At 59.2% G+C, this 26,403-nt stretch carries 20 protein-coding genes and 1 tRNA gene; 14 read left to right on the top strand and 7 right to left on the bottom strand.

All coding sequences use genetic code 11. The features are described from left to right. The first annotated feature begins 80 nt into the window (after positions 1-80). The 3 genes from JOD69_RS18310 (at position 81) to JOD69_RS18300 (ending at position 3,101) form a co-directional block, all read left to right on the top strand. On the top strand, positions 81-824 hold the full coding sequence (locus tag JOD69_RS18310; protein WP_077729313.1) for an ABC transporter permease: 744 nt from the start codon (positions 81-83) through the stop codon (positions 822-824). Further along, complete coding sequence (locus JOD69_RS18305) at positions 821-1,558, top strand: ABC transporter ATP-binding protein (RefSeq protein WP_086133111.1); 738 nt, start codon at positions 821-823, stop codon at positions 1,556-1,558. The genes JOD69_RS18310 and JOD69_RS18305 overlap by 4 nt, the downstream gene beginning before the upstream one ends. Positions 1,559-2,084: 526 nt before the next feature. Beyond that, complete coding sequence (locus JOD69_RS18300; protein ID WP_210024137.1) at positions 2,085-3,101, top strand: hypothetical protein; 1,017 nt, start codon at positions 2,085-2,087, stop codon at positions 3,099-3,101. A 128-nt stretch (positions 3,102-3,229) separates the two neighbouring features. Here the strand turns inward: JOD69_RS18300 and JOD69_RS18295 are convergent. Both JOD69_RS18295 and ppsA read right to left on the bottom strand, forming a co-directional pair. Beyond that, a tRNA-Ser gene (locus tag JOD69_RS18295) sits at positions 3,230-3,320 on the bottom strand. A 52-nt stretch (positions 3,321-3,372) separates the two neighbouring features. Beyond that, entirely contained in the window at positions 3,373-5,733 is a 2,361-nt protein-coding gene (gene ppsA, locus JOD69_RS18290) for a phosphoenolpyruvate synthase (RefSeq protein ID WP_086133109.1), read from the bottom strand. A 113-nt stretch (positions 5,734-5,846) separates the two neighbouring features. On the opposite strand from ppsA, the gene JOD69_RS18285 reads away from it, so the two are divergent. Then, complete coding sequence (locus JOD69_RS18285; RefSeq protein WP_077729308.1) at positions 5,847-6,665, top strand: pyruvate, water dikinase regulatory protein; 819 nt, start codon at positions 5,847-5,849, stop codon at positions 6,663-6,665. Positions 6,666-6,918: 253 nt separating this feature from the next. On the opposite strand, the gene JOD69_RS18280 is transcribed toward JOD69_RS18285, so the two are convergent. The 3 genes from JOD69_RS18280 to JOD69_RS18270 form a co-directional block, all read right to left on the bottom strand. Then, positions 6,919-7,170 carry a hypothetical protein gene (locus JOD69_RS18280; RefSeq protein ID WP_077729306.1) on the bottom strand — a complete coding sequence of 84 codons (252 nt, stop codon included), beginning with the start codon at positions 7,168-7,170 and terminating at the stop codon, positions 6,919-6,921. A gap of 543 nt (positions 7,171-7,713) precedes the next feature. Further along, positions 7,714-8,088 (bottom strand): HopJ type III effector protein, encoded by a 375-nt coding sequence (locus tag JOD69_RS18275; protein WP_086133108.1) that lies wholly within the window; start codon positions 8,086-8,088, stop codon positions 7,714-7,716. 84 nt (positions 8,089-8,172) lie between these two features. After that, complete coding sequence (locus JOD69_RS18270; RefSeq protein WP_086133107.1) at positions 8,173-8,775, bottom strand: arylesterase; 603 nt, start codon at positions 8,773-8,775, stop codon at positions 8,173-8,175. Between JOD69_RS18270 and JOD69_RS18265 the strand changes: the two genes are divergently transcribed. Next, complete coding sequence (locus JOD69_RS18265; protein ID WP_077729303.1) at positions 8,774-9,499, top strand: ABC transporter ATP-binding protein; 726 nt, start codon at positions 8,774-8,776, stop codon at positions 9,497-9,499. The two genes, JOD69_RS18270 and JOD69_RS18265, sit on opposite strands and share 2 nt — an antisense overlap. A gap of 471 nt (positions 9,500-9,970) precedes the next feature. Here JOD69_RS18265 and JOD69_RS18260 read toward each other — a convergent pair whose 3' ends face one another. Then, positions 9,971-11,797, bottom strand: coding sequence for an ATP-binding protein (locus JOD69_RS18260; RefSeq protein ID WP_086133106.1), 1,827 nt, complete (start codon positions 11,795-11,797; stop codon positions 9,971-9,973). A gap of 218 nt (positions 11,798-12,015) precedes the next feature. On the opposite strand from JOD69_RS18260, the gene JOD69_RS18255 reads away from it, so the two are divergent. The 7 genes from JOD69_RS18255 to JOD69_RS18225 all read left to right on the top strand — a co-directional run bounded on the left by JOD69_RS18255 (position 12,016) and on the right by JOD69_RS18225 (position 24,111). Further along, positions 12,016-12,744, top strand: a complete 729-nt coding sequence (locus JOD69_RS18255) for a DUF5752 family protein (protein WP_245245669.1) — start codon at positions 12,016-12,018, stop codon at positions 12,742-12,744. Further along, positions 12,737-14,002: a glycosyltransferase gene (locus JOD69_RS18250; RefSeq protein ID WP_077729301.1), complete on the top strand. Its 1,266-nt coding sequence runs from the start codon at positions 12,737-12,739 to the stop codon at positions 14,000-14,002. Before JOD69_RS18255 ends, JOD69_RS18250 begins: the two co-directional genes overlap by 8 nt. Before the next feature lie 826 nt (positions 14,003-14,828). After that, a complete protein-coding gene (gene treZ, locus JOD69_RS18245; protein WP_086133105.1) occupies positions 14,829-16,994 on the top strand; it encodes a malto-oligosyltrehalose trehalohydrolase in 2,166 nt (721 codons plus the stop codon). A gap of 5 nt (positions 16,995-16,999) precedes the next feature. After that, on the top strand, positions 17,000-22,159 hold the full coding sequence (treY, locus tag JOD69_RS18240; RefSeq protein WP_086133104.1) for a malto-oligosyltrehalose synthase: 5,160 nt from the start codon (positions 17,000-17,002) through the stop codon (positions 22,157-22,159). 85 nt (positions 22,160-22,244) lie between these two features. After that, complete coding sequence (locus JOD69_RS18235) at positions 22,245-23,150, top strand: VOC family protein (protein WP_077729298.1); 906 nt, start codon at positions 22,245-22,247, stop codon at positions 23,148-23,150. Between the two features lie 16 nt (positions 23,151-23,166). Next, positions 23,167-23,343, top strand: coding sequence for a hypothetical protein (locus JOD69_RS18230; RefSeq protein ID WP_208110108.1), 177 nt, complete (start codon positions 23,167-23,169; stop codon positions 23,341-23,343). A 78-nt stretch (positions 23,344-23,421) separates the two neighbouring features. Continuing rightward, on the top strand, positions 23,422-24,111 hold the full coding sequence (locus JOD69_RS18225) for a phospholipase (protein WP_086133103.1): 690 nt from the start codon (positions 23,422-23,424) through the stop codon (positions 24,109-24,111). Positions 24,112-24,131: 20 nt separating this feature from the next. On the opposite strand, the gene JOD69_RS18220 is transcribed toward JOD69_RS18225, so the two are convergent. Next, positions 24,132-25,232, bottom strand: a complete 1,101-nt coding sequence (locus JOD69_RS18220; protein ID WP_168183711.1) for a DUF1207 domain-containing protein — start codon at positions 25,230-25,232, stop codon at positions 24,132-24,134. Positions 25,233-25,450: 218 nt separating this feature from the next. Between JOD69_RS18220 and JOD69_RS18215 the strand changes: the two genes are divergently transcribed. Next, positions 25,451-25,894, top strand: a complete 444-nt coding sequence (locus JOD69_RS18215; RefSeq protein ID WP_086133101.1) for an Hsp20/alpha crystallin family protein — start codon at positions 25,451-25,453, stop codon at positions 25,892-25,894. A gap of 16 nt (positions 25,895-25,910) precedes the next feature. Further along, positions 25,911-26,303 carry an Hsp20/alpha crystallin family protein gene (locus JOD69_RS18210; protein ID WP_077729294.1) on the top strand — a complete coding sequence of 131 codons (393 nt, stop codon included), beginning with the start codon at positions 25,911-25,913 and terminating at the stop codon, positions 26,301-26,303. The last annotated feature ends 100 nt before the right edge of the window (positions 26,304-26,403 follow it).

The following is a 26,403-nucleotide window of genomic DNA, read 5'->3' as shown; positions in this document are numbered from 1 at the left end:
CACTGACACCGCCGAACCCTTAAAATAACACGTCAGTTGTAATCAGTCGTTTCTCACGTCCATTTGCCGCTATTTCCGACATGCGCGCCGCTTTTTTCTACCCGATAACCTCGATCGCGGCGCTGGTCGCCTTTTGGCAAGCCGCGGCAATCGCCTTTGGAACGCCGCTGTTGCCGTCTCCCTTGGAGGTATCCGAAGTGCTTCTGTCCGAAGTCCGCTCCGGAGCGCTGCCCTACCATCTCGGCGTGACGCTGGCGCGGCTGGCCGTCAGTTTCGTCTTGGCCATGAGTATGGGGACTGCCTTGGGTATCCTGCTGGGCCGGCACGAAAAACTGGATCGTTTTTTCGACAGTTGGCTCGTGTTTTTTCTGAACATTCCGGCTCTGGTGATCATCATCCTGTGTTACGTCTGGTTCGGGCTGGTCGAGAGCGCCGCCATCGCCGCCGTGGTCATCAATAAGCTGCCCAATGTCGTCGTGACCGTGCGGGAAGGCGCACGGACGCTGGACCGAGATCTCCTGGAGATGGCCGAAGCGTATCGGTTCGGCCGGTACAAAACGCTGCGCCACATCGTCTGGCCGCAGTTGTACCCGTTCTTCATCGCCGCCTCGCGGACCGGGCTCGCGCTGATTTGGAAGATCATTCTGGTCGTGGAATTGCTCGGACGCAGCAACGGCATGGGTTTTCAACTGCACCTGTTCTTCCAGATGTTCAACGTCTCCGCCATCCTCGCCTACACCATCGCCTTCGTCGTCGTAATTCAACTGATCGAGATCGGCCTCCTCAAGCCTCTCGATCGCCATGCCCAACGGTGGCGCCGATGACCGCGGTTCAAATCGAGATAGTCAGAAAAACCTATCGGCCCAAAGGAGAAACGGGAGCACCCGCTATACTCCAGGATCTGTCCATCATACTCGGATCCGGCGAATTCGCCTGTCTCGTCGGCCCATCGGGCTGCGGCAAAACTACGCTACTAAATATAGCAGCCGGACTGGACCGGGATTATGAAGGCACGGTCCGAATCGGAACCGAAACCGGAAAACCGCACATCGGTTATGTCTTTCAAAATCCGCGCCTCATTCCGTGGCGGACGGTGCGGGAAAACATCGAGCTGGCCCTTCCCAAAGAGGCCGATCCCGCCTATATCGATCATCTTTTCGACGTAGTCGGACTCGCCAACGCGCAGGATGTATACCCGGAACGGCTCTCGCTGGGCATGAGCCGCCGTGTGGCCCTGGTGCGGGCCTTCGCCGTCAATCCGGATCTCTTGCTCATGGACGAACCGTTCGTATCGCTCGATCCGCCCACGGCCCGCCGTGTCCGCGAACTGGTCGTGGCACTTTGGCAAGAGCGTCCGCACACGGTCCTGTTCGTCACCCACGACTTGCGCGAAGCGATCGAACTGGCGGATCGGCTGATATTCCTGTCGTCGCGTCCGGCTTCGGTGATTGGCGACATTCCGGTAAACATCCCGCGCACCGAGCGAAGCGAGGCCGCGATCGAAACCTTTCGCCAGCGGCTTTACTCGGATTATCCGGTCATTCGGGAGCTGCTTTAACCGTTCTTGTAGATACTGCCCATGGCGGCACACGCGCCACGCTAGTGCATTTTCCGATGTGGTATAGCGCCTTAGGCTATTGTAGGTCGGGAATCCTTTCCCGACGTTAACGGGTCGGCAAACGGATTAGCTAATGGAAACCGTGCAGCACCGAAATAGCGACTCTTCGAGTAATAGACCAAGAGCTCAAACACTCGGATCAGGTAGAGACCGCCCCCTGGACCGTTTGTCGAAAATCTCCCATCATCTGCGGAAATCAACCGGCTGAAATATATTGGAATGCTGGACGCGTAGGGCGGCAAGCTCCCTGAATTCGGCGTCGCTCTATCCGAGCTTCCCGAAATAGGCTACACGTCATGGTCGGCGGGTCGGGGCTATTTGCGGCGACCGACCGTGGGCGAAGGAATCGACCGCCTGACAGACTCGTACAATGTAAATTTCACATCTAAACGATCGTCGTTCTGCCACGACCGTCATTACCCGGTGCGTTCCTGGCGGAGAAGGACATCGGCTGGGGGCCAAAGCCATGAGAAAGCGTTTTTTTCTTCCCGATGCTGCGACGAAGCAGGAGTTCGGATGTCTTCTTTTCGCCTTTGCCCCGGTCGGGGTTTTGCTGACGGCTATCGTAGTATTCGAATTGGGCGGGTTCGGACTGTCGACGATCCCCGGCAAGTTGGCCCGTCAGATTTCAGCGTTCGACCGCGGCATCGTTATGGAATTGTCCGAGCTACGTGCGCGAACGGTGTGGCTGACGGCTGTAATTGTCTATTACGCCATTGCAGTTGCCGTGATGATCGTCAGCATTCATACGATTCGCCTCAACCTGAGTCGTCAATGCTTCAGGTATTTCGGTGCAATCATAGGTCTCCTCGGAATCCTGTCCGTCGCCTACTTCGTTTTTGGTACTCTCCGCGAAAATGGTGTAACCGCGATTTTTCGACTGACCTACGGGGTACTTGAGGCGTCAGGCTATTTTTCACCCTTGCAGCTCGGAGTTATTCTCGGACTAGTAAGCGTGGTCAATCTGATCGCGACCGTGGTGCCTTTCGCGATCATTCTGGCCGGAAGCAGTTCCATGGCTCCGTTCGAGGAACTGCCTCCGGATGAAGTCCTGCATTTTATCGAAGCGCGTTTTAGCCACCTAAAAAACGCGGTCAATTTGGGTTCTGCGATGCTGTTGATCGGCGTCTTGCATATGCTCGCCTGGCTGCGGTGGCCGGTGGTCTTCTTGGGGCAGGGAAAACTGACCGAGGAATTCGTCAATTGGTCGCTGACTTTGAGCATGTACTGGGGTGCGGTTTTTTCCCTGATGGTCATCGCCTTGTATATCCCCTGCACTTTGGCCTTGTACGCGCGCGCCAAGCGCGAGTTCAATCGAAACTTTCCCACATCCGAACATCAGGAACTGTGGAGTTATCTCCAGACTTTCGGTATATCGCGGGAACCCATGCGTCAATTACCCCAGGTAATCGCTATGTTGGCACCGTTTATCGGCGGCTCCTTAGGGGCTTCACTGGCCAATTTGGGGGGAGTGTCGGGGTGACGGCCTCGCATGACAAGCGATTTGGTTCAAGCGTTCCCTGCCGAACGTCTCCGGACAACAAAAAACCCGCCAAGCCTTGTGACTCGCGGGTTTTCCGGATTTCACCGAACGCCTTCGGTTTCTATGATTGGCGGAGAGAGAGGGATTCGAACCCTCGATACGGTTTTGCCGTATACACGATTTCCAGTCGTGCGCCTTCGACCACTCGGCCATCTCTCCGAAAACGCGGCATTTTAATTGAAAATCCGGCGGTTGTCAGCCTCCTCGATACTCAACCGACGTTATTCCCGGCCAAAAACATCCAGGTCTCGACCACGGTGTCCGGGTTGAGGGACAAGCTCTCGATGCCTTCGTCCAGCAGCCAGCGAGCGAGGTCGGGATGATCGGACGGCCCCTGTCCGCAGATTCCGATGTACTTGCCATGCTTGCGGCAGGCCTGAATGGCCTGGCGGATGAGCGCCTTGACCGCCGGGTTACGCTCGTCGAAGCCCCCCGCGACCAGCCCGGAGTCGCGGTCTATGCCCAGGGTGAGCTGGGTCAGATCGTTGGAACCGATGGAGAAGCCGTCGAAGATTTGCAGGAACTCGTCGGCCAGCAAGGGATTCGAGGGAATTTCGCACATCATGATCCATTTGAGCCCGTTCACCCCGCGCGGCAAGCCGAAGCGCTGGAGCAGCTCGGCGACTCCGCGCGCCTCGTCCAAAGTGCGCACGAAGGGAATCATGACCCAGACGTTCTCCAGCCCCATGTCCTCGCGCACCTTTTTCAAGGCGCGGCATTCCAGCTCGAAGCAGTCACGGAATGAGTCGTCCACATAACGCGAGGCGCCGCGGAAACCGATCATGGGATTTTCTTCGTTCGGCTCGTAGGCTTTACCGCCCAGAAGATTGGCGTACTCGTTGGTCTTGAAGTCCGAGGTCCTGACGATCACGGGCTTGGGCGCGAAGGCGGCGGCGATCATGGCGATGCCTTCGGCCAGCTTGTCGACATAAAAACTCACCGGATCGCGATAACCGGCGATGCGCTCGCGGATCGCCTGCTGCAACTCGGCCGGCTGGCGCTCGTATTCGAGCAAGGCTTTCGGATGAACACCGATGGTCCGCGCGATGACGAATTCGAGCCGGGCCAGGCCGACGCCGTCGTTCGGCAGCGCGGAAAAGGCGAAAGCGCGCTCCGGGTTGGCCACGTTCATCATGAGCTTGACCGGCAGCTTGGGCATCTCGTCCAAGTTGACCTTGCTGACTTCGTAGGGCAGTTCGCCCTGATAGATGTAACCGGTATCGCCTTCGGCGCAAGAGACGGTGACCATGGTATCGCGCTGGATCTTGCGGGTGGCGTCGCCGCAGCCGACGACCGCGGGAATGCCGAGCTCGCGGGCGATGATCGCCGCGTGGCAGGTCCGCCCGCCGCGATTGGTGACGATGGCGCTGGCTCTTTTCATGATCGGCTCCCAATCGGGATCGGTCATGTCGGTCACCAGCACGTCGCCCGGCTGCACCAGATCCATCTGCGACACGCTGGCGATGACTTTGGCGAGCCCATTGCCGATGCGGTGCCCAACGCTGCGGCCTTCGGCCAGCACCTTACCCTTCTGCTTGAGCCGATAGCGCTCCATCTCGCGCGTGACGCGGCTTTGCACCGTCTCCGGCCGGGCCTGGAGAATATAGAGGCGGCCGTCGAGTCCGTCCTTGGCCCATTCGATGTCCATGGGCCTCTTGTAATGCTGTTCGATGCGCACCGAGAGCCGCGCCAACTCTTCCGCTTCCTGATCGGTGACGGAAAACCGCTGCCGGTCCTCTTCGCGCGTGTCGACGGTGACCACGGATTTGGCGGGGTCGTAAATCATCTTGACGGCTTTCTTGCCGAGGCTGCGGCGCAGCACTGCCGATTTTCCGGCCGCGAGAGACGGCTTGTAGACGTAGAACTCGTCAGGATCGACCGCGCCCTGCACCACCATTTCGCCGAGGCCATAGCTCGAAGTCACGAAAACGGCATCGCGGAAACCCGATTCGGTATCCAGGGTGAAAATCACGCCGCTCGCGGCGAGATCGCTGCGCACCATCCGCTGCACGCCGGCGGACAATAATACCTTGCGGTGCTCGAAGCCTTGGTGCACGCGATAGGCGATGGCCCGGTCGTTGAAAAGCGAGGCAAAAACCTGCTTGACCGCCCGGAGCACGCCGTCCAGGCCTTGCACGTTGAGGTAGGTTTCCTGCTGCCCGGCGAACGACGCCGTCGGAAGATCTTCCGCCGTGGCAGAGGAGCGCACGGCCACGGAAAACTCCTTCGGGGACTCGCCGGCCAGTTGGCGGTAAGCTTCCGTGATGGCTTTTTCCAGTTCGGGGGTAAAAGGTGTGTTCATGATCCACTGGCGGATGGTGTCGCCCGCGCGCGCCAGCGCCGTGACGTTATCAACGTCGAGCCGGTCCAGTTCCGCCCAGATGCGTCGGTCGAGGCCGTTCTGAGCGAGAAAATCCCGATACGCTTCGGCCGTGGTGGCGAAACCGTCGGGTACCGTGACGCCCGCCTCGGAAAGCCGGCTGATCATTTCGCCGAGCGAGGCATTCTTGCCGCCTACGCGCCCCACATCGTCCATTCCCAAAGCATCGAACCAAACCACGTATTCGTTCATCGGACACCCCGTAATAGTTGCCGAGAGCTTGCGATGCGCCGCGGCCCTTTCACAAGCTTCCTGCGTTCGAATTCAGTATTCTATGGGAATCCACCCGGCATGGTAAGAAAAGCATGAAACGCACCGTCTTCTTCGTATCCGATCACACGGCCATCACCGCCGAGACCTTCGGACGGAGTCTCTTGAGCCAGTTCGAGACCGTCACGTTCGAACGCGTCACCCAGCCTTTCGTCGATTGCGAAGCCAAGGCGATAGACACGTGCCGGCGCATCGCCGACGCATTTGCCCGGGACGGACAAGCGCCGCTGGTGTTCAGTACGCTGACCGACGATCATCTTCGTCAAATATTGGAACGCAGCGAAGCCGTGGTATTCGATCTTTTCGAAGCCTTTCTCGATCGCATGGAAACGGCGCTCGGACAGCCGTCCGCCCAAGCGATCGGACGGGCCCACGGCTTGGGCAATGCGGCTCTGGGCCGGGGGCGCGTGGAAGCTCTGAGATTTGCCATCGATTGCGACGATGGCATCGGCGTCGACGCTTACGACAAAGCCGACATCATTCTCGTCGGGGTTTCACGCTCGGGAAAAACCCCGGCCAGCCTGTTTCTCGCCCTGCACTACGGCATCAAGGCCGCCAACTATCCCTTGACCGAGGAGGACCTGAATCTTTCCGGGCTGCCATCCAATCTACGGAAGCACCGCGAGCGGCTGTTCGGTCTGACCATGAATCCGGAACGCCTACATCAGCTCAGAGAAGAACGAAGACCCGGAAGCCGCTACGCCTCTCTCGAACAATGTCGAAATGAAATCCGCGCTGCGGACGGGCTGTTCCAAGCAGCGGGAATTCCTTACTTAGATACTTCGACCATGTCGGTGGAAGAAATCGCCGCCAACATACTTCACCGTGCTGGTCTGCAACGAATGCGGTGGTAAACGGGGCCAGGTCGCGGACTTACCTCCGGCACCATAGCCTCGGATCAGCGCGGCGACAAGCCGCGCGAGCCCAAGCCTAAGCGTGTACCGGCCTGGGCGGCGGCCCGTAAATACCGGGAGGGTATTTACGGGCCTGATTAATAAACTGATCAGACCGAGTAACCATTCCGTGGCGGAAGCCGCAGTAAGCTATTTGGCTGCAAAGGAGGGCGAGAAACGATAACGGCACGGCACGATAACAGCTGCCGAACCCTCAACGCCCCAACTGCAAAGTATTCTGCTCGTCGACAGACCGCTCCGAATGCTGTACCGCCTGAGGAGCCTTCGGCTTCAAGGTCAGCTTGGCGATCCCGGTCCACGACGCCATGAACAGCAGCAAGCCCACCGAGGTGGCTATCAGACGATCCGGTTGCTTCATCCAGAATAGAATCCATTTCGGTTTGATCAGCCCGACGATAAAAATCAATATCGAGAGGGCCACTAGGCTCTTGAAAAAAATCAGCATAAAACTCTCCAACGATGTTTCGGTATGGCACCGGAATTTCCGGAAAAAATCTAGGGAAAACGGGCTTTTGACAGCGTTTGCGGGCAAAGCGTTCGGATTAAACAACAATTTATTCGATGAAACTAGACGACCGGATACGGCCGCAGGACAACGACCGCCGCCGAGGCGCACGCCGATATCGGGCGGTCGCCTCCCTCCCAGATCCATCAATGGCATCGAGCACGATCGTCGGCAAACGATTGCTGACCTACGACTTATTCCGGCCTACACTTTTCTTGGCCGGGAACGGCTTTCCAGCCCGCTCCGCCGTACCGTGGCGGAAAGTTCATAGGATTTGCTGAGGAACGAGGCGCCCTTCGGCTCGGCTCAGGACAGGCCCTTCGACCGGGCTCAGGACAGGCATCGATCGCGAACGATGGACTTCGCACACTCAGCCCATCCTATAAGTTCTACATTTCGGGCGTACGAGGCGGCTTCCCGATCCATACCACTACGCCGTGGTGAAAAGCGCGCCGGTGGGGACCCCGCTTTCGTCCCCTCTCATCACGCACTGCGATCCGGCGATCTTCGAACCAAAGCTTCGCCGTCGAAGGTGATTCCAGACCATCCGCACTGCATGAAGGTTCTGATGTTCTTGTGGCTTTCGCCGTTCGGGTTCGACAGCACTTCGACGTAATGCTCGCCGAACAGCGCCAGAGTCTCTTTCTCGGATAACCCGTGCAGCCGGCCGAAATAGAAAATCTTGCAGGAACCTTCGTTGCTCCCCGGTTCGTTGACCACCCGGTTATCAGCCAGACCGTTGGTAAAGCGGGTTGGCCGATAATCGTAATATTGCCCGATGACGTCGATGCTTTCTTTGAAGGCGACCGGCTGGCATTGCTTGATTTTGGCGATGAATGCTTCTAACGATGTAATCATGTCGGTGATAAAGAAAACGAACCTTATTGGATCACGTATGGAGGACCGTCGCGTAGAGACCGCAGACGGTCGCAAATTCAGAGCTTAACGGGCGAGCATCGGCTCCAGCTTGTCCCAAACCTGGCGAAACAGGATCGCCTGAGCCTCGCGATTGGGATGCAGGCCGTCCGCCTGCATCAAATGGTCTTGACCGCCGACGCCTTCCAGAAGAAACGGCACGAACGCCGTATCGTGGGTCTCGGTGACCCGGTGGAAGACATTCCGAAAAAGGTCGGCGTAACGCTTGCCATAGTTCGGCGGTATCTTCATGCCGAGCAGCAATACCTCGGCACCGGCGGCCTTGGAGCGGACGGTCATTTCGCTCAGGTTGGCTTCCAGCTGCTTGGGCGAAAGCCCGCGCAAACCGTCGTTGGCGCCGAGTTCGAGTATCACCACGGTCGGCCGGTGCCGACGAAGAAGCTCGTCGATCCGGGCAAGGCCGCCGGCGCTCGTCTCGCCGGAAATACTGGCGTTCACGACCTCGGCGCCAAGCGGCCGCGCCGCCTCCTGCAACATAGCCACCCAGCCGTGGTCTATCTTTTCCAAACCATACCCGGCACTGATACTATCGCCGAGAACAAGAACGGTTTTTGCCTGACACAATCCCGGCAACACGAGGAAAATGAAGGATAACAACAGTTTTCGCATGACACAGGAGCAGATCGGTGCGTTGGAGGATATCGACGCGGAATTCGTCATTCGAACGGAGAATCTCGGCAAACACGTCACGACGGCGGACGGTCGGCTAGATATATTGACAGCAGTCGACCTCTCGATCAAACCGAGAGAAACCTTGGCCATCGTCGGCGCTTCGGGATCGGGCAAATCGACCTTGCTCGGCCTTCTGGCCGGCCTCGATCTACCTTCTTCGGGCCGCATCTGGCTCGCGGGATCCTGCCTCACCGATATGGACGAAGACGGCCGGGCGCGGCTCCGCAGCGAGTATGTCGGTTTCGTATTCCAGTCGTTCCAGCTTCTTCCCAATCTGACCGCACTGGAGAACGTCATGCTCCCCATGGAACTGGCCGGTGCCGGCGACGAGGCCCGGCTCCGCAGCCTTGCCATGCTCGAACGGGTCGGCCTGAGCCACCGGTTCAAGCATTATCCGCGGCAGCTCTCGGGGGGCGAACAGCAGCGCGTCGCGCTGGCGCGGGCTTTCGTCACCGAACCGAAAATTCTGTTCGCAGACGAGCCTACCGGCAATCTGGACAGCAATACCGGCCGGACCGTTATCGAATTGCTGTTCGAGCTGAACCGCGAGAAAGGCACCACGCTGGTTCTGGTCACCCACGACGAAACCCTGGCTTCCCGCTGCGAACGCTTGATCCGCCTGGATAGCGGCCGCATCGTGGGATATTCGGCGGAGAGTTGACCTACCGCAGCGTATTCCGGCGTATTTGTGCCGCCGACCATGCGGCGCGATACGGGAGTACTCTATCAGCCCATGGTAGGGTGGGTTAGGTGCGCCCCGACAACCTGTACTTACTGTTCGTAACGAAAGTCAAACCACATCGTCACCCCGGCATGGAAGGGGCCGACTAAAGGCCCGTTTGCGATTGGGACTGCCGGGGTCCAGGTTACAAGGACGTAGAGGGCAGGCCATCCTTGGCCTCTGGATTCCGGCACTCCCTGCCGGAATGACGGGTAATACTGGCATTGTTTTCTTTACTCACTGTAACTCACCGATTCAGGCGCGCACCGTAACCCACCGAAGCGAACGGCAAGGACACGGGGCGTTGTTTTGGCGGGTTACGGCGCACGCAGAACGCGGTGTTCAACATCCAGCCTATGCCGGAGTGCGCCTAATCCACCCTACGAAATCTGTCGACAAAGGATTGTCGACCTACGGCTGCCTGCTGCCGAGCAAATCCAGCAAGACATCGATGTCCACCGGCTTGACCAGATGGTGGTCGAAGCCGGCTTCGCGCGAGCGCTGCCGGTCCTCTTCCTGGCCATAGCCGGAGATCGCGATCAAGCGCGTTCCCGTGAGCCGTGGATCTTCCCGCATGCGCCGAGCCACTTCATACCCGTCCATCTGCGGCATACCGATATCCAGCAGCACGACATCGGGCGCTCGCTCCCTGCCCCGGTCGAGCGCCTCCTTGCCGTCGTAGGCGACCTGAACCTGATACCCATACGCCTCGAGCAGGGTCGACAAGGAATCGGCCGATGACACATTGTCGTCGACCACCAGGACATATTGATCGGCCGCGGACAAACCTGAATCTTGGACCTTCTCGCTGTGTTTCCGGCTGGACGAATGCGTTTTCATCCACGGCAAGCGGACCGTGAACTCGCTGCCCTGACCGGGGCCTTGGCTGGCCACCTCCACCCGGCCGTGATGGAGCTCCACCAGTTTCTTGACCAGCGACAGACCGATTCCCAAGCCGCCGCGTGAACGGGCCAGCGAGCGGTCTTCCTGGGTGAACGGCTCGAAAATCCGGGGCAAGAGTTCGGTGGAAATGCCGGTGCCGTTGTCGCGAACCCGCACCACGGCATCGTCGGCTTCGGTGTCGAGGACGACCTCGATCTCGCCTTCCACCTCGGTGAATTTGGCGGCGTTGTGAATCAGATTGCCGACGATCTGGACGCAACGCGTGCTATCGCCCTGCACCCAAACTGGCTCGGGCGGAACACGCACGTTCAGGCGATGCCGGCGATCCTCGAGCAGGGCCCGATTGGCTTCGACCGCTTGGGACACGACGGTCCTCAGATCGATTGTCGCCTGGTCCAATACGATCTTTCCCTGCGTGACCCGCGCCACGTCCAGCAGGTCGTCCAGAAGGTGGGCGAGATGCGCGGTCTGATCTTTGATCACCCGGCAGGCCCAGTCATACAGGTGCTGATGGCCCGAAGGCTTGCGTCGCATCAACTCGGTCGCATTGACGATGGCCGCCAGGGGATTGCGCAGTTCGTGCGCCAGCATGGCCATGAACTCGTCCTTGTGCCGGTCCGCATCGGCCAGTTCTTGCATGCGTTGCCGCAACTCGGCTTCCAGCCGCTTCCGTTCGGCGACCTCGGCCTCCAGTTGCCGATTCTCTTGCAGAGCGGCCGTCCGTTCCGAAACATTCTGTTCGAGCTGCCGGCGCGACTGATCCAAGGCCGTTCGCACCAGCAAGCGTTCGCTGATGTCGGTCAGCACCGTGCGGTAAAACACATAGTGTCGGCTATCCCGCATCGATGAGGTATGCATTTCCACCGGAAGATGCCAACCGCCCTTTCCGACTAGACGGAGCTCCGTGGTGAGGCTCCGCCGCTCGCATCGACTTTGCGAAAGGTGATTCGAAAACTTTTTTTGATCTGCCTTGGCGATAAAGCGAACGAACGGAAGCCCGATTAGGGCCGGGCGCTCCCGTGCCAGCATGCCGGCGGCGGTCAGATTGATCTCCTTGATCACGCCGTGTTCATCCAAGGTCAAATAACCCGCCGGAGCGAAATCGAAAAGGTTTGCGTAGTGGTCGCGGGACTCCTCCAGCGCCTCCAGCGCCTCCTTCAGCTTCCGGTTTTCGGCTTCCAATTCCAGCGCGCGGACTTGAAACTCGTGTAGCGATTGACGCTCCTGCTGCGGAGTTTGCTCATCGACGTCCGTAGGTGCGGCCGGTTCAAGCTTATTGTCGAGCTCGGCTTCGGCATTCTCTCTCAGCGTGGTCTTGTCCGTATTGTTCGACATCGTGTCGTCTCCCCAGCATGCGCTTAAACTCCCCGAACCAGGCCTTGTCAACGAACCGGTACGTAGGATTAAAACTGTAACACAGGGACAACGAACGGGCGTGTCAAATCCACTGCGTTATCCCGTCGCGCAGCGGGAAAAGGTGTTATTCCCGGCCTGCCGATGCTGAAAAGACATACCCCGACTTTCACGGATTTACAAATACCGCCAAGCTGGCTATGGTGCTCGAGAATTGTACGCAAACGATGGGCAAGCCAGAGATCGCCATGGAGAACGTCGCCAGCGGATCGATGCCTTTCATAGTCAATGATTGCGCCCTATTGGCTATCGCGACCGGTAAACGGGCACAGAACCTTAAGGAACTGCGCGATCAGCTATTGGCTATTCATCCCGGGAGCATTTATTTTCACTTCTGGGGCAATCTGCTCCATCCCCGCTTCGACGAGCCCGAATACAGCAACGACTTCGCCGCCTGGTCCAGGCATGCTTTGCACGACAAGGTGCTCGCCGAGCGCCTGAGTGTCGTCGATCCCAACAGCTATGACACGCTCGACGAATTGCGCCAGGAGCTGATCGAGATCATCGAGCAGCGGCTGGATGAACGCGAGGTTCTGGCATGGGCGCAACCGGATCAGCAGTTCGAGTTTATTCGGGCGCTCACCGTCGTTTTTCGCACCGATCTCCAGTTTTTCACCCCGGAGAAGCTTGCCGCCCGGATCGGACAAATGTCGGTAAGCAGCATTTTCTATCACTTCATCGACGCCAAGCGGCGCAACGAGAACCGGCTGGATGACTTTCGGAACTGGCTGGAGTCTTTCGACGGGCGCTATGAAAGCCTCTGTCAATGTCTGGCCAAGATCGATCCCTACTTTACCTCGCTGACCAGTCTCCGCGAAGAATTGGCGCGCGTGTTCTCCGGCTGCCTGTGCGAGGTGGGCCGTGGCTAATCTGTTGGAATCGTACGCCGAGGTCGTCGGTCAGGATGTCATCGATCAGCTGCATCAGCTCGCGGGAACGCTGCGGGACAAACGCGTGGTCCACGTCAACTCGACCCGGCTCGGCGGCGGCGTCGCGGAGATTCTGGAAAAACACGTGCCGCTGATGCGGGAGCTCGGAATCGAAACCCACTGGGAAGTGATCACCGGCAATGCGGTGTTTTATCAATGCACCAAGAGTTTTCACAATGGTCTCCAGGGCAAAATGGTGAACATGCCCAACGACTGGCTGCGGAACTTCGAAGAGACCAACGCCTTTAACGCCGAACAGCTGCGCCCGATTCTAAGCGATGCCGACATCGTTTTCATTCACGATCCGCAGCCCGCTCCGCTGCTGAGATATATTCCCGAGCGCAAGGGCAAATGGATCTGGCGCTGCCATATCGATATCAATCGGCCGAACCGCGTAATCTGGCGTTATCTCCGCGGCTTCGTCGCCGGCTATGACGCCAGCGTTTTCTCGCTCGCCGCGTTCGTGCAGCCCCTGCCCCACTCGCAATACCTGATTCCGCCCAGCATCGATCCCTTGAGCGACAAGAATGTCGATCTGCCGGACGACGAGATCGACAGCGTCTGCGAGCGCTTCGGTATCGACCGGACGCGCCCCATCATCGTTCAGGTCTCTCGCTTCGACCAGTTCAAGGACCCGGTAGGCGTAATTGAAGCATACCGAATCGCCAAGCATTTCCTGCGGGACATTCAGCTGGTTCTGGCCGGAGGTTCCGCTACCGACGATCCCGAAGGAGACGCCGTTTTGGCCGAAGCGCGGCAGGCGGCGAACGGCGACTCCGATGTACATGTCCTGCTCCTTCCGCCCGACGCCCACCGCACCATCAATGCATTGCAGCGGGCTGCCGATCTGGTGGTGCAGAAATCGCTTCGCGAGGGCTTCGGCCTGACGGTCACCGAAGCCTTATGGAAGGGCAAACCGGTCATCGGCGGAGATACCGGCGGTATTCGGCTCCAGGTGATCGACCATCACACCGGCTTTTTGGTCAATACCCCGGAAGGCGCGGCCCTGCGCATCCGTTACCTGCTCCACGACCGGCACAAAATCGAGGAAATGGGCCATAAAGCGCGGGAGTTCGTACGCGAAAACTTCCTGATCACCCGCCACCTTCGGGAATACCTGACCCTGATGGTGAGCGTGCTGCACGCCGCGGGAGAACGCATCGAGCTGGCGGGGGCGATTCGAGTTAGAGGGCAGTAATCGGTGGTGTTGGCCGGGAACGCAGAGCCCGGTTGAAGGACACAGCGTTCCCGACGGCTGAGTTCGCTGTAGCAACCGATTCGATGGTAAGGAGTCGCTGACGCGACGGTTGTTTTGAATGTGGGTTTCACTCGGCCTATCCTTAGGCCTCGCCCTATCGGGCGGCGAAGCCGTGCAAACCGGCTGTCCTGCCGGTTTGTCGGACCCACAGCTGAGGTCCTTTTCGTTGCTTGTCCAAAGAAAAGGACCCAAAAGAAAGGACACCCGGATGGCGCGCTGATCCTGCGCGTCGACGCCTTGAGCCGGGGGCAACAAAAGGCACTTCCATGTGCCTTTGTTGCCGCGCGGCATCGTGCCGCGCCCCTTCGGGCGGTTCCGGCTCAAGGCGTCGATGCTCGGGCGCACCATACGGGGCAAAAAACGCCCACAGTCAATTTTTAAATTACTCTAACTCCCGTTTGCCGCGCCGAGCACCGCAGCTTTCGGCGGGAATAACCCGGAGGGGCGATTCATGGATGAATCGCGGCGATCAAGGGACAGGAGTCCCTTTGATCGCCTCCCGACGAAAGCGAGAAGCGGAGGAGACAAGCGGCAATCGGGTGGCCTTTTCTTTGGATACTTTCTTTTGGCCAAGCAAAAGAAAGTATCCCGACCGTGGGTTCGGAAACCCACATTCAAAACAACCGTCGCGTCAGCGACTCCTTATCGACTCGGTTGGCCAAGACAACAACTCAGCCGTTTGCCGGGAACGCTGCCGCCTATCCCAGCCTATTACCGGATAACTCGAAGGGAAACATCCAAATCGACGATGATTCGAAAACACTCAATGCCATTCGGCACGGAAATCACGGAAGACGGCGTGCGCTTCAGATTCTGGGCGCCGCAAACGAAGAGCGTGGACTTGATCCTCGGAACGGACGAGAGGGAGCGACGTTTGACTATGCAGCAGCGAGCCGACGGCTGGTTCGAGGTCATGACAACTGAAGCGGCGGCCGGCAGCCGTTACCGGTTTCGGCTGGACGATGGCCTCGCCGTTCCGGATCCCGCCTCGCGTTTCAATCCTTCGGACGTGCACGGCGCCAGCCAGGTGATCGATCCGGCCGGCTTCCGCTGGACCGATGAGGAGTGGACCGGACGGCCTTGGGAAGAAGCCGTGATCTACGAACTGCACGTCGGCACCTTCACCCCGGAAGGAAGCTTTCGGGCACTGCAAGACAAGCTGGACTACCTGGCTTCGCTAGGCATCACGGCGATCGAGCTGATGCCGATCGCGGCTTTTCCCGGCCGCTGGAACTGGGGCTATGACGGCGTCCTACCGTTCGCGCCGGATGCCAGCTACGGAACGCCGGACGATCTGAAGGAGTTCGTCCAGGCCGCTCATCACAAGGGCCTCATGGTGTTCCTCGACGTGGTCTACAACCACTTCGGGCCGGAAGGCAATTACTTGTATGTCTATGGCAAGCCGTTCTTCAGCAACCGGCACCATACGCCCTGGGGCAGCGCGATCAACTACGACGGCGAGAACTGCCGCACCGTGCGCGATTTTTTCATTCACAACGCCTTGTACTGGCTGGAGGAATATCACCTGGACGGACTGCGGCTGGATGCGGTTCACGCCATCATCGACGATTCGCGTCCGGATATTCTGGACGAGTTGGCGGAGCGGGTTCGCGCCGGCCCCGGAAGCTGCCGGCACGTCCATCTGGTACTGGAAAACGACGACAACGCCGCGCATTATCTCGCGCGCGAGGCCGACGGTTCGCCCCGGCAGTACGACGCGCAGTGGAACGACGACCTGCATCATGCGTTGCACCTCTTGTTGACGGGCGAAACCGACGGCTATTACGCCGATTATGCCGACGCGCCCCTGAAACACTTGGGACGCGCCCTGACCGAAGGCTTCGCCTATCAAGGGGAAGCCTCGCCGTATCGCGACAACCGCCGGCGCGGCGAAATCAGCCGCGATCTTCCGCCCACCGCGTTCGTCCCCTTTCTGCAAAATCACGATCAGGTCGGCAACCGCGCATTCGGCGAGCGTCTCTCCGATCTGGTGGAAACCCGCCCACTCCGAGCGGCGGTGACGCTGTTGCTGTTGGCGCCTTCCCCGCCTTTGCTGTTCATGGGCGAGGAATTCGCCTGTCCGACGCCGTTCCAATATTTCTGCGACTTCGGACCGGAATTGGCCCAGGCGGTGACGGAAGGCCGACGCAACGAATTCGCCCGCTTCGGACGATTCGCCGCCCCGGAGCTCCGACAACGGATTCCCGATCCTTCCGCCCCCTCGACCTTCTTCAACTCGAAATTGGACTGGGCCGCACTGGAGATTCCGAAACATCGGGAATGGCAGTCGTTCTACCAATCCCTACTGGCGGTCCGCCGCGAGCAAATCGTCCCGATCCTGAAAAAAATACGCGTCGGCTGTTCACGCTTCGCGATCTTGGGCGGACGAGGGCTTTCGGTCGTCTGGAACTTGGATGACGGCGGCAGCTTGATCCTCTTATCCAATCTTGGGGAAGAACCGCTGTCGAACTTGGATCTTTCCTCGGATCCGGCATTAGCCGTCAGCGACCCGGACATTACCGACAGCTTGCCTTCGGGCCGGATACCCGCCTGGTCAACGGCCTGGTTTCTCATGCGACCGGAGAGCGCGCTCTCCCTCATCCAGCCCTTCGGGCCACTTTCTCCAAGCCCCTCACCCACCCCTCTCCCAAGGAGTAAAGGTATCGACGCAACTCGTCACCCCGGCAGGGAAGGGTGGCTTCGGTGCTCCCGAAGACACCGTTTGCGATTGGAGTGCCGGGGTCCAGACGCCAAGGACGGCAACGGCCTCTCACATCCGTGTGTTCTGGATTCCGGCATCCAATCGCAAACGGTTGCTTTAGTCGCAACCCTTCCCTGCCGGAATGACGGCTTTGGAGACTTGTGTAGATACCTCTGCCCGAAGGGAGAAGGAAATAAGGCGCGGCTCTTGGCCGCACAGATGATTAGGTAAGACTGATGCCCGTCGTTAAAGCGATCGACCAGCTGTGCGGCCTTTGCGGCATCGAGACGGAGTTCGTCGACTCACGGGGCGAAACGGTCCGCGTTTCCGCCGACACCAAGCGCGAACTCTTGGCGGCCATGGGCATCGATGCCTGCGACGAGGCACGGCTGCCGGCGATCATGGCCGAGCTGGAATATGAGCATTGGCTTCGAATCCTGCCGCCGGTCAAGGTCGTTCGCGAGGGCGAGGATTCCCGCGTCATCGTCTGTACATTGCCTCGTCAGCTCGATCATGTGCTCATGACGTGGATTCTGGAACTCGACGATGGAAAGCGATGGGACGGAGACTTCTGCCCGGCCGAGTTGGCGCTGGTCGGCGAGCTGGCGATTCAGGACCAGTGCTATCGGCGCTACGCCTTCACCCTGCCGGTTCAGCCTCCTCTGGGCTATCACCGACTGACGGTCGAGTACGCGGAGCGAAATCTCAAAGGCAGCATGAGCCTTATCGTGACGCCTGAGCGCTGCTATCTCCCGCCGGTTCTGCAAGAAAAACAAAAGGTCTGGGGATTATCGCTGGCTCTTCACGCCGTACGCTCGCAACGCAACTGGGGCATCGGCGATTTTACCGATCTCAAGGGCTTGGTCGATTATGCCGCCGAGCATGAAGCGGCGATGATCCGGGTGAGTCCGCTCCAAGCCCTGAAACCGGTGAAGCCGGAAATCGGCAATGCTTACGAGCCGTCCAACCGGCTTTTTTACAACGTGCTGTACCTCGACGTCGAAGCCATTCCCGACTTCGCCGAGTCCGAGGCCGTGCAGCAAGCCGTCGCGGATCCGGAATTCCAGGCGCAGCTACGCGCCCTGCGCGCCGAAGAGCTGATCGACTATACCGAAGTGGCGGCGGTAAAGCTCGGCATCCTGGAATCGCTCTTCGCTCATTTCCGCAACAAGCATTTGCGGAAGCTTTCCAAACGCGGAAAAGCCTTTCGCGCCTATCAGTCCGCGCGCGGGCCCGTTCTTTATCATCAGTCGCTGTTCGACGCGCTGTGCGAACGCTTTGCCCGCGAGGGCGCCGGATATTCGGCGTGGACCGATTGGCCGGCGCAATTCAGGGATCCGTCGTCTCCCGAGGTACAAAGCTTTGCGGCCGAAAATGCCGCCGGGCTCGACTACTATGCCTATCTCTACTGGCAGGCGGAACAGCAAATCCAGTCGGCCGGGGACCGCGCCGCGGAGCTCGGCTTGAGTATCGGCTTATGCCTGGAATTCGTATTCAGTGCCGCCGCGGGCGGTGCGGAAGTCTGGTCGCAGCAAACCTACCATGCGCCCGGCATCCGGCTCGGTTCGCCGCCGACCGAAACCTGCCCGGACGGCGGCGTCTCCACCATTTCGCCCTTTACACCACCGAGTCTGAGAGAAGCGGCCTACCGCCCTTTCACCGCCAGTCTGCGGCAGACGATGCGACATGTCGGCGCCGTGCTGGTGCACAAGGTGACCGACTTGGCCCGGCAGTACTGGATTCCGGCCGGCGGGAGCTCCGAGGACGGCAGCTATGTCGCCTTTCCCTTCGAGGACCTCCTGGGGATCCTTGCCCTGGAAAGCCAGCGCAATCGCTGTCTGGTGCTGGCGACCGACGGCGAAACCGTTCCGGCGGACATCATGGAACGGCTGAAACACGCGGGCGTGCTGCCTTGCGAATCGCTGTTCTCCCACTGGAAGACCGAAAAATTCCTGCCTACACGGGAATATGCGCCGGAATCGGCCATCGTCACGTCCGGGATCGACGAGCCACCCCTCAGAGGATTCTGGCTCGGGCGCGATCTGGACGAACGCACGGCATTGAAGCTCTTTGCCTCCGAAGATGCCCGCCACGACGCCGTCGTGGCCCGGGCAGTCGCCCGCGCTCGCCTGCTCGTCACGCTGGAACAGGAAGACTTGCTGCCGGCCGACATCAATATCCATCCGATTTCCGTGCCCGATATGATGCCCGACATGGTGCGCGCGGTTTATCTTCTGCTGTCCCGAACCGCGGCCGACATCGTGCTGCTGCGGCTGGAGGATGCCCTCGGGCAGGCCGACCAGCTCGTGATCCCCGGCGCGCCCGACGATTTTCCGAACTGGCGGCGAAAACTGCCGCTGGAATTCGAACAGTGGCGCAAGGAAGATACCGTCACCGCCTTGCTGCACGCCTTGGCCGAAAGGCGCAGCGGAATTCCGAAAACCCAGATCAAAAGCAAGACGGCGATAGCCGGGGGCGTCAGCTTTTCCATTCCGCGCGCCACTTATCGGTTGCAGTTCAACCGCGATTTCACCTTTCGCCAGGCGACGGAAATCCTGCCTTATCTTCAGGACCTAGGCATCAGCCATTGTTATGCGTCTCCGTATCTGAAAGCGCGGCCGGGCAGCACCCATGGCTACGATATCGTCGATCATGGCGAACTGAATCCCGAAATCGGCAGCCAGGAAGATTTCGACCGATTCGTGTCCGAGCTCGCACGGCGCGGCATGGGCCAGATTCTGGATATGGTGCCCAACCATATGGGCGTCATGGGCAGCGACAACATCTGGTGGCTGGACGTGCTCGAAAATGGACCGGCTTCGGATCATGCCGATTTTTTCGATATCGACTGGTCGCCGGTCAAAGACTATCTGCGCGGCAAAGTCCTGCTGCCCACCTTGGGGTCGCCGTACGGAACCGCATTGGAAAGCGGAGAGCTGGAACTCGCTTTCGACGCCGAGGAGGGTTCCTTCTCCGTTTACTACGGGCCCCACCGGTTCCCGATCGATCCCAAGGAATATCCGCGCATTCTGGCTTACCGGCTGGATCAGCTGAAAACCGCGCTCAGTCCGGATGATTCCCACCTCGCGGAATTTCAGAGCCTGATAACGGCTTTCAGCCACCTGCCCGGCCGCTGGCAGACCGGCAAGGACAAGCGCAACGAACGCAACCGGGACAAAGAAATCCACAAGCAGCATCTGGCGCGGCTGTGCGCAGCCAGCCGGGACATCTCGCAGTTCATCGCCAAGAATGTCAGCGAGTTCAACGGCATGCCCGGCGTTCCGGCAAGTTTCGACCGGCTCCACGAGCTTCTCGAATATCAAGCCTACCGGCTGGCTTATTGGCGGGTTGCGGCGGACGAGATCAACTATCGCCGATTCTTCGATACCAACGATCTGGCCGCCTTGTCCATCGAAAACGAGGATGTCTTCGAGGCCACCCACCGGTTCGTCCTGGACCTCATCGCCCTGGGAAAGATACAGGGACTCAGGATCGACCATCCGGACGGACTTTACAATCCGGGAGCCTACTGCCGGGCGCTGCAAGATCGCGTGCTGGCGTTGACCCGGACGGAAACCGCGGAATCCGAGGACCAGGCCGCCGCCACATCGGAAGCTCGGGCGTTCTACGTCGTGGTCGAAAAGATCCTCGCTCTGGACGAGAGCCTTCCCAGCCAATGGCCGGTCCATGGCACGACCGGCTACGACTTCGCCAACCTGGTCAACGGCCTCTTCATCTGGCCGGGGGCCGAGCAGGCGCTGGATGCCTTCTACCGGTCCTTCTGCAGTTTTCCCGTCGATTTCGACGAATTGCTTTACCAATCAAAGCGCTTGATTCTTAGGGTCGCCCTTTCCAGCGAACTCACGGTGCTCGCCAACCGGCTGAGCCGGATCGCGGAAAGCGACCGCCGCACCCGCGATTACAGCCTGAACAGCCTGCGGGATGCACTGCGGGAAATCATCGCTTGTTTTCCGGTCTACCGAACCTACGTAACCGGCCGGGGGATATCCGAAACCGATCGGAACTACATCGAGCTCGCGGTCGAGCACGCGAAAAAACGAAGCCTGGTGGGAGACCTTACGATCTTCGATTTCGTCCGGGACGAACTGCTGACGATTCTGGCGGAGGGCAAGAGCGACCGGTATCGGGAACAGGTCGTCTCGTTCGCGATGAAATTTCAGCAGCTGACCGGCCCGGCCATGGCGAAAGGCATGGAAGACACGGCTTTCTACCGCTACAACCGTTTCGTGTCTTTGAACGAAGTCGGTGGCGATCCCAGATATTTCGGCGTTTCGCTCGCCGATTTTCATCGCCGTAACGAAGAACGCAGCCAATTCTGGCCCCATTCCCTATTGAGCACCTCGACCCACGATACCAAGCGTTCCGAGGATGTGAGGGCCCGCATCGACGTGTTGTCGGAGCTTCCCGATGAATGGATAGCGCGCGTCCGTAACTGGAGCGAGCTCAACCGGAAGAAGAAAAGCATGGTCGACGGCGATCCGGCCCCGTCGAGAAACGATGAATACCTGATTTATCAGACTTTGGTCGGAACCTGGCCGCTGGGAGAGCTGAACCCGGAAAGCGCGGGGAACTACGTGCAGAGATTGGAAGCCTACATGGTCAAGGCGATGAGAGAAGCCAAGCTGTTCAGCAGTTGGCTGAATCCGAATTTACCCTACGAACGGGCAGTCTCGGATTTTCTGCGGAAACTCGTAACTCCCGGAGAGCAGGACGAATTTCTCCGCGACTTTCGCGATTTTCTGTCGGGCATCACCCGCGCAGGTTTGCACAACAGCCTGGCTCAAGTCCTGCTTAAGCTCACCGTTCCCGGCGTGCCGGACGTTTATCAGGGAAACGAGCTGTGGGATTTCAGCCTGGTCGACCCGGACAACCGTCGGCCGGTGGATTATGAGCGGCGACAGCTTTTATTGAACGAGATCAAGGCATGGGATGGACTGACTGCGCCGGAGCTCGCACCGAAACTCGGTGAGATGCAAAGCGATATGAGCGACGGGCGAATCAAGCTGTATGTCACACGGGAAACGCTGCGAGTGCGGCAACAGGATCCGGATTTGTTCCGCCGCGGCGGCTATCATCCGCTGGAAGCCGAGGGGAAAAAAGCCGAACACCTGTGCGCGTTTCTCCGCCGCTTCGGCTCGCGCACGGTGCTGGTGGCGGTGCCCCGCTGGATATTGCGCCTCGGCAACGGCGCCTTATCGCCGCTGGGCGATGGGACGGTTTGGGACGATACCCGCCTGACGCTGCCGCCTGCCGTCGCCGGCACTTATGCGCACTGCCTCACGCGGGAACAGGTAACGCTTGGCGGCGCGGCCCCGCTGATGGCAACGGAATTGTTTTCGGGCTTTCCGCTGGCGTTGTTGGTCAAGGTGGATTAGTGGGTTTTCACATCCGATAGAAGAAGCCGCCGTAGGCAGCACCTTGAATCCGAAAGCACCATAGGTCGTTTGGCAGGAGTTTGTGATGCGTCGTATCAGATACAAACCTTTCAAACACACTTGTAGAAGCATTATCCCGGTCCTGCTGATCGTCTCGCTCGGACTTTTTTCGGCCTGTGCCGACCGTGTGGTCGAGTTGCCCGCAATCTCGCCCACCGAGACGCGGCTCCACCAACCCGGCCGTTTTGTCTGGCACGATCTCGTGACCGACGATCTACCCGCCGCCAAGCGTTTTTACGGAAGCCTGTTCGGCTGGCGGTTTACCGACTCCACTCAAGGTGATTTCGACTATTCGATTGCCTGGAACCACGGACGTCCGATTTCCGGTCTCGTGGCTAAGGATACCGAACCGCCGCACCCCGCGAATCAGTGGCTTAGCTTGCTTTCGGTCGAGAATGTCGATCGCGCGGTGCAGCTGGCCGAGCGATCCGGCGGAACCGTGCCGCTGACGCCGGTGAACGCGCCGGAACGGGGACGTTTCGCCGTTATCCGCGATCCGGACGGTGCTCCGCTGACGGTAATCCGTACCCGATGGGGCGATCCCGAGCCCATCGAACCCGAGGAAAACGACTGGTTTTGGGACGAATTGTGGGCCGAGGACCTCGACAAGGCGACACGGTTCTACCATGAGCTTGCGGGATATCAAGTCGACTCGTGGCCGCGCGAGAGCGGCAAGCAACCGTATCTCATCTTCAAGCGCGAAGGGACTCCGAGGGCCGGACTCGCAAGACAGCCCCTGGCCGGGGGACAAGCGGCCTGGCTGCCGTACATTCGAGTCTCGGATCTCGCCGGAACTGTTGCCGGCGCGGAAAGTCTCGGAGGTAAGGTGCTCATCGCTCCGCACCCCGACATCCGCTCGGGAACGGTCGCCGTGATGACCGATCCGTCGGGAGCGATGTTCGGCATTCAGCAAATACCGCCTTCACGATGAAGCAAGAGGTCCGATCATGAAAGCAGCCAAAAGGCCGATCATCCTGATCATAGGGCTGATCCTCGTTGCGCCATTACTTAGCGCTTGTAGCAGCGTGAGGCCGTACGCCGGTATCGGCATTTCCGGGCCAGGTGTCCGATACGGTCCGGTTCATATGCGTACCGGCGTGAGCATCGGATTTCCGCTGAGATGAATCCGACCGGCTGGAGCTCACAAAAGGACCCGAGCGTCACTCGAACCTTGGAATCTTCATTCAAGGAAAAGTATCGCAATGAGCAAAATAGGACATCTTTCGGCGCGTCCGGAGCGGATAAAGATCAAGAAGTCCGCCCCAACCGGCCTGCTACCGCTCAGACTCGAAGAATCCAAACGTAGCGGGCATCTCTATATTCCAGAGAGCTATCGGGGAGGCCGCGCTCTTCCGCTGGTGTTGTTGTTTCATGGAGCCGGGGGCAATTCCCAGCACGGTTTGGCCCCTCTCTTGAAGTTGGCCGATCCTTGCGGATTGATCCTGGCGGCGCCCGCATCGCACGAATTCACCTGGGATGTGATCATCGAAGAGTATGGGGTAGACCTCACCCAGGTCGATCGGGTCTTGAGCCATGTGTTTACCCACTATGCGGTCGATCCGTCGCGAATCGCGATCGGCGGCTTTTCGGACGGCGCGTCTTATGCGCTCTCGCTGGGCGTCATGAACGGTGACTTGTTCAGCCATATCCTCGCGTTTTCGCCGGGCTTCATGATATCCACCGTACAGCGCGGAAATCCGCAGGTTTTCATTTCCCATGGCACGGACGATACCGTGTTGCCTATCGACAAATGCAGCCGCCGCATCGTGCCGCAGCTGAAGCGGGCCGGCTATGAGGTTGTCTACCGGGAATTCGAGGGCGGCCATAGCGTTCCCTCGGATATAGCGCAGGAGGCTGCCCGTTGGTTTGCCGGAAAAACGGGGCTGCATTGATCCCAGCGGGTCTCTCCTGTTCAGAAATAGAAATGGAGACCGGTCCCGAAATACTCGATGTGCCTTTCGAAAAACTGGCCGTTCGGCGAGCGCCCGTTGAAATATTCGAACAGCCACTGCAAGCGCCGACCCTCCAGCCAGGCGCTGCGAAACTCGATGCCGGCACGCGCCGAATAGCTGGCGTCCCAATCGCCTCCTTCGGCAGCCTGAATGTCCAGTGCCGCGACCGGATACAAGAGTTCGGTAAATACTGGATAGGGGCTCGTCAACTCGAATCCGCCTTGCACAAACCATGGTTCGAGATCGCTCGGATCGGTTCGGAACAGCCCTCCTCCACCGCCGTAGAGGCGCAAGAAATCGCCGAAATTCCAGGAGAGCAAGAGATCGGCGCCCTCGAAGGAAAGATTGATGCGATCGACCCGATTGCGCAGCAGGTACTCGTCGCCCAAATGCGAACTTTGGTGGAAAACGCGCGCCTGGGCCGAGAACGGGCCGGTTCTGACGCTCACCGGCAGCGCCACGAAGAAATCGGAGTTCACCAGATCGGTAGAACTCGCGTTCAGATTGAAAATCGAAAATACGCCGGCCTGGAGTCCGACTTGCCAACTGGCGCCCAATCCTTCCCATCCGTAAAACGGAAGCGTCGCACCGAAGTTTGCGGAACCGACCGTGTTCAGTTCTTCATCGCTCTGGTAAAACTGGACGGATGCGGAGAAACGCGGCCATTTCGGATCGGCGATCAGCGACTCGAAAGCCTTGGCCGGCGGAAGCCAGCCCGTATAGCGCGTCAGTTTTTCGGAAGATGACGCCGGCTGGGTTTCGGGGATCGGCTCGCTAACCGCAATCGACGCGCTGCCGGGTCTTCCCACTTCGACCTGCAACCCCTCTATGCCACGCAGAGCGTCAGCGACCGTTTGCGGGTTTCGTCCTTTGAGTTGATCCGGATCGAGCACCAGCCGACCGTTTTTCACGCTGGGTTTCGCATCGCTCAGCCCGAAACGCATGTCGAGCACGGCCGAAGCGTAGCCTTCGAGGAAACGATCGTCTCTCGGACCGGCCGGCTGAGCCGCAGAAGGAATGAAAAAAACGAGGGAAAGTACCCATCCATAGTGCGAGCGCATGGAATAACTCCTGAAATCCATTCGGGGTGCAGCGTGATCTTAGTCCGTAGGCAAGTTCCAGGCAATGCCGGAAACCCGCGAGCCCTTGCGCCGATCAGGCCAAACGAAGAAAGGCTTGGCGTATGCCGCTCGCTCCGAATCTCTTGAAAATCGCGGCCGAGACCCCATTGTTCTTTCAGCCGGCAAGAGTTTGAACCGCTTAAAAGGAGGTATGACCTATGTTCAACAGACCCACGCCATTCGAGAGCAGCTTATTCGACGAGTTCCAACGCCTGGAGCGGGAGATGGACGATCTATTCGGCCGTTGGTCTTGGCCGATTGGAATCAGATCCGCCACTCGCGGCAGTTTCCCCCCGGTGAATGTGGGCGCCACATCCGACGAGGTGGACGTTTACTTGTTTACCCCGGGTGTCGATCCCAAGACACTGGACATCTCCATTCAGCAGAACGTGCTGTCCGTCTCCGGCGAGCGGAAATTGCCGAAAAAAGAGGATGCCAACTACTATCGCCAGGAGCGTTTCGACGGCGAGTTCCGGCGCGCGATCACGCTACCGGAAGATGTGGATCCCGATCGAGTCCAAGCCCGCTGCGAGAACGGCATTCTGCACATCAGGGTACAACGGCGCGAGGCGGCCAAGCCTCGGCAGATCGAAGTGAAATGAGCAAAAGGAGAACATCATGGCTGAGACACAAGATGTTGCAACAAGGCAGTCCGCCGACGTCCAAAAACCCGAGCGTCAGGTGGTGTTGAACCCGCCGGTCGATATCTGCGAAGATGCGGAGGGCATCACGCTGGTAGCCGACATGCCGGGGGTATCGAGAGATCGACTTAATATAGAAGTCGATAAGAACAGTCTGCTTATCGAGGGTGATGCACATTTCGACATGCCGGAGGGCATCCAGGCGCTATATGCGGACATCCGTTCGACGCGATACCGCCGGAGTTTCTCGCTCAGTCCGGAACTGGAACCGAACAACATCGACGCCACACTCAAGGACGGCGTGCTCACTCTGAAAATTCCCAAGCGGGCCGAATTGCGTCCGCGCAAGATTGAGGTGCGCGTGGATTAGCCGGAGCCAGCCTTTTGGATTCTGCGATGTCGAGGCCCGGTGTTCGGAAGCGCCGGGCCTTGCCATATCCGCGAATCGGATTTGAGCCGGCAGATGTAAA

The organism is Methylocaldum sp. RMAD-M, from assembly GCF_017832375.1.
In the GTDB taxonomy this organism is placed as follows: Bacteria; Pseudomonadota; Gammaproteobacteria; order Methylococcales; family Methylococcaceae; genus Methylocaldum.
The sequence above is the reverse complement of the archived record's forward strand: the minus strand, read 5'-3'. Positions and strand labels throughout refer to the sequence as shown.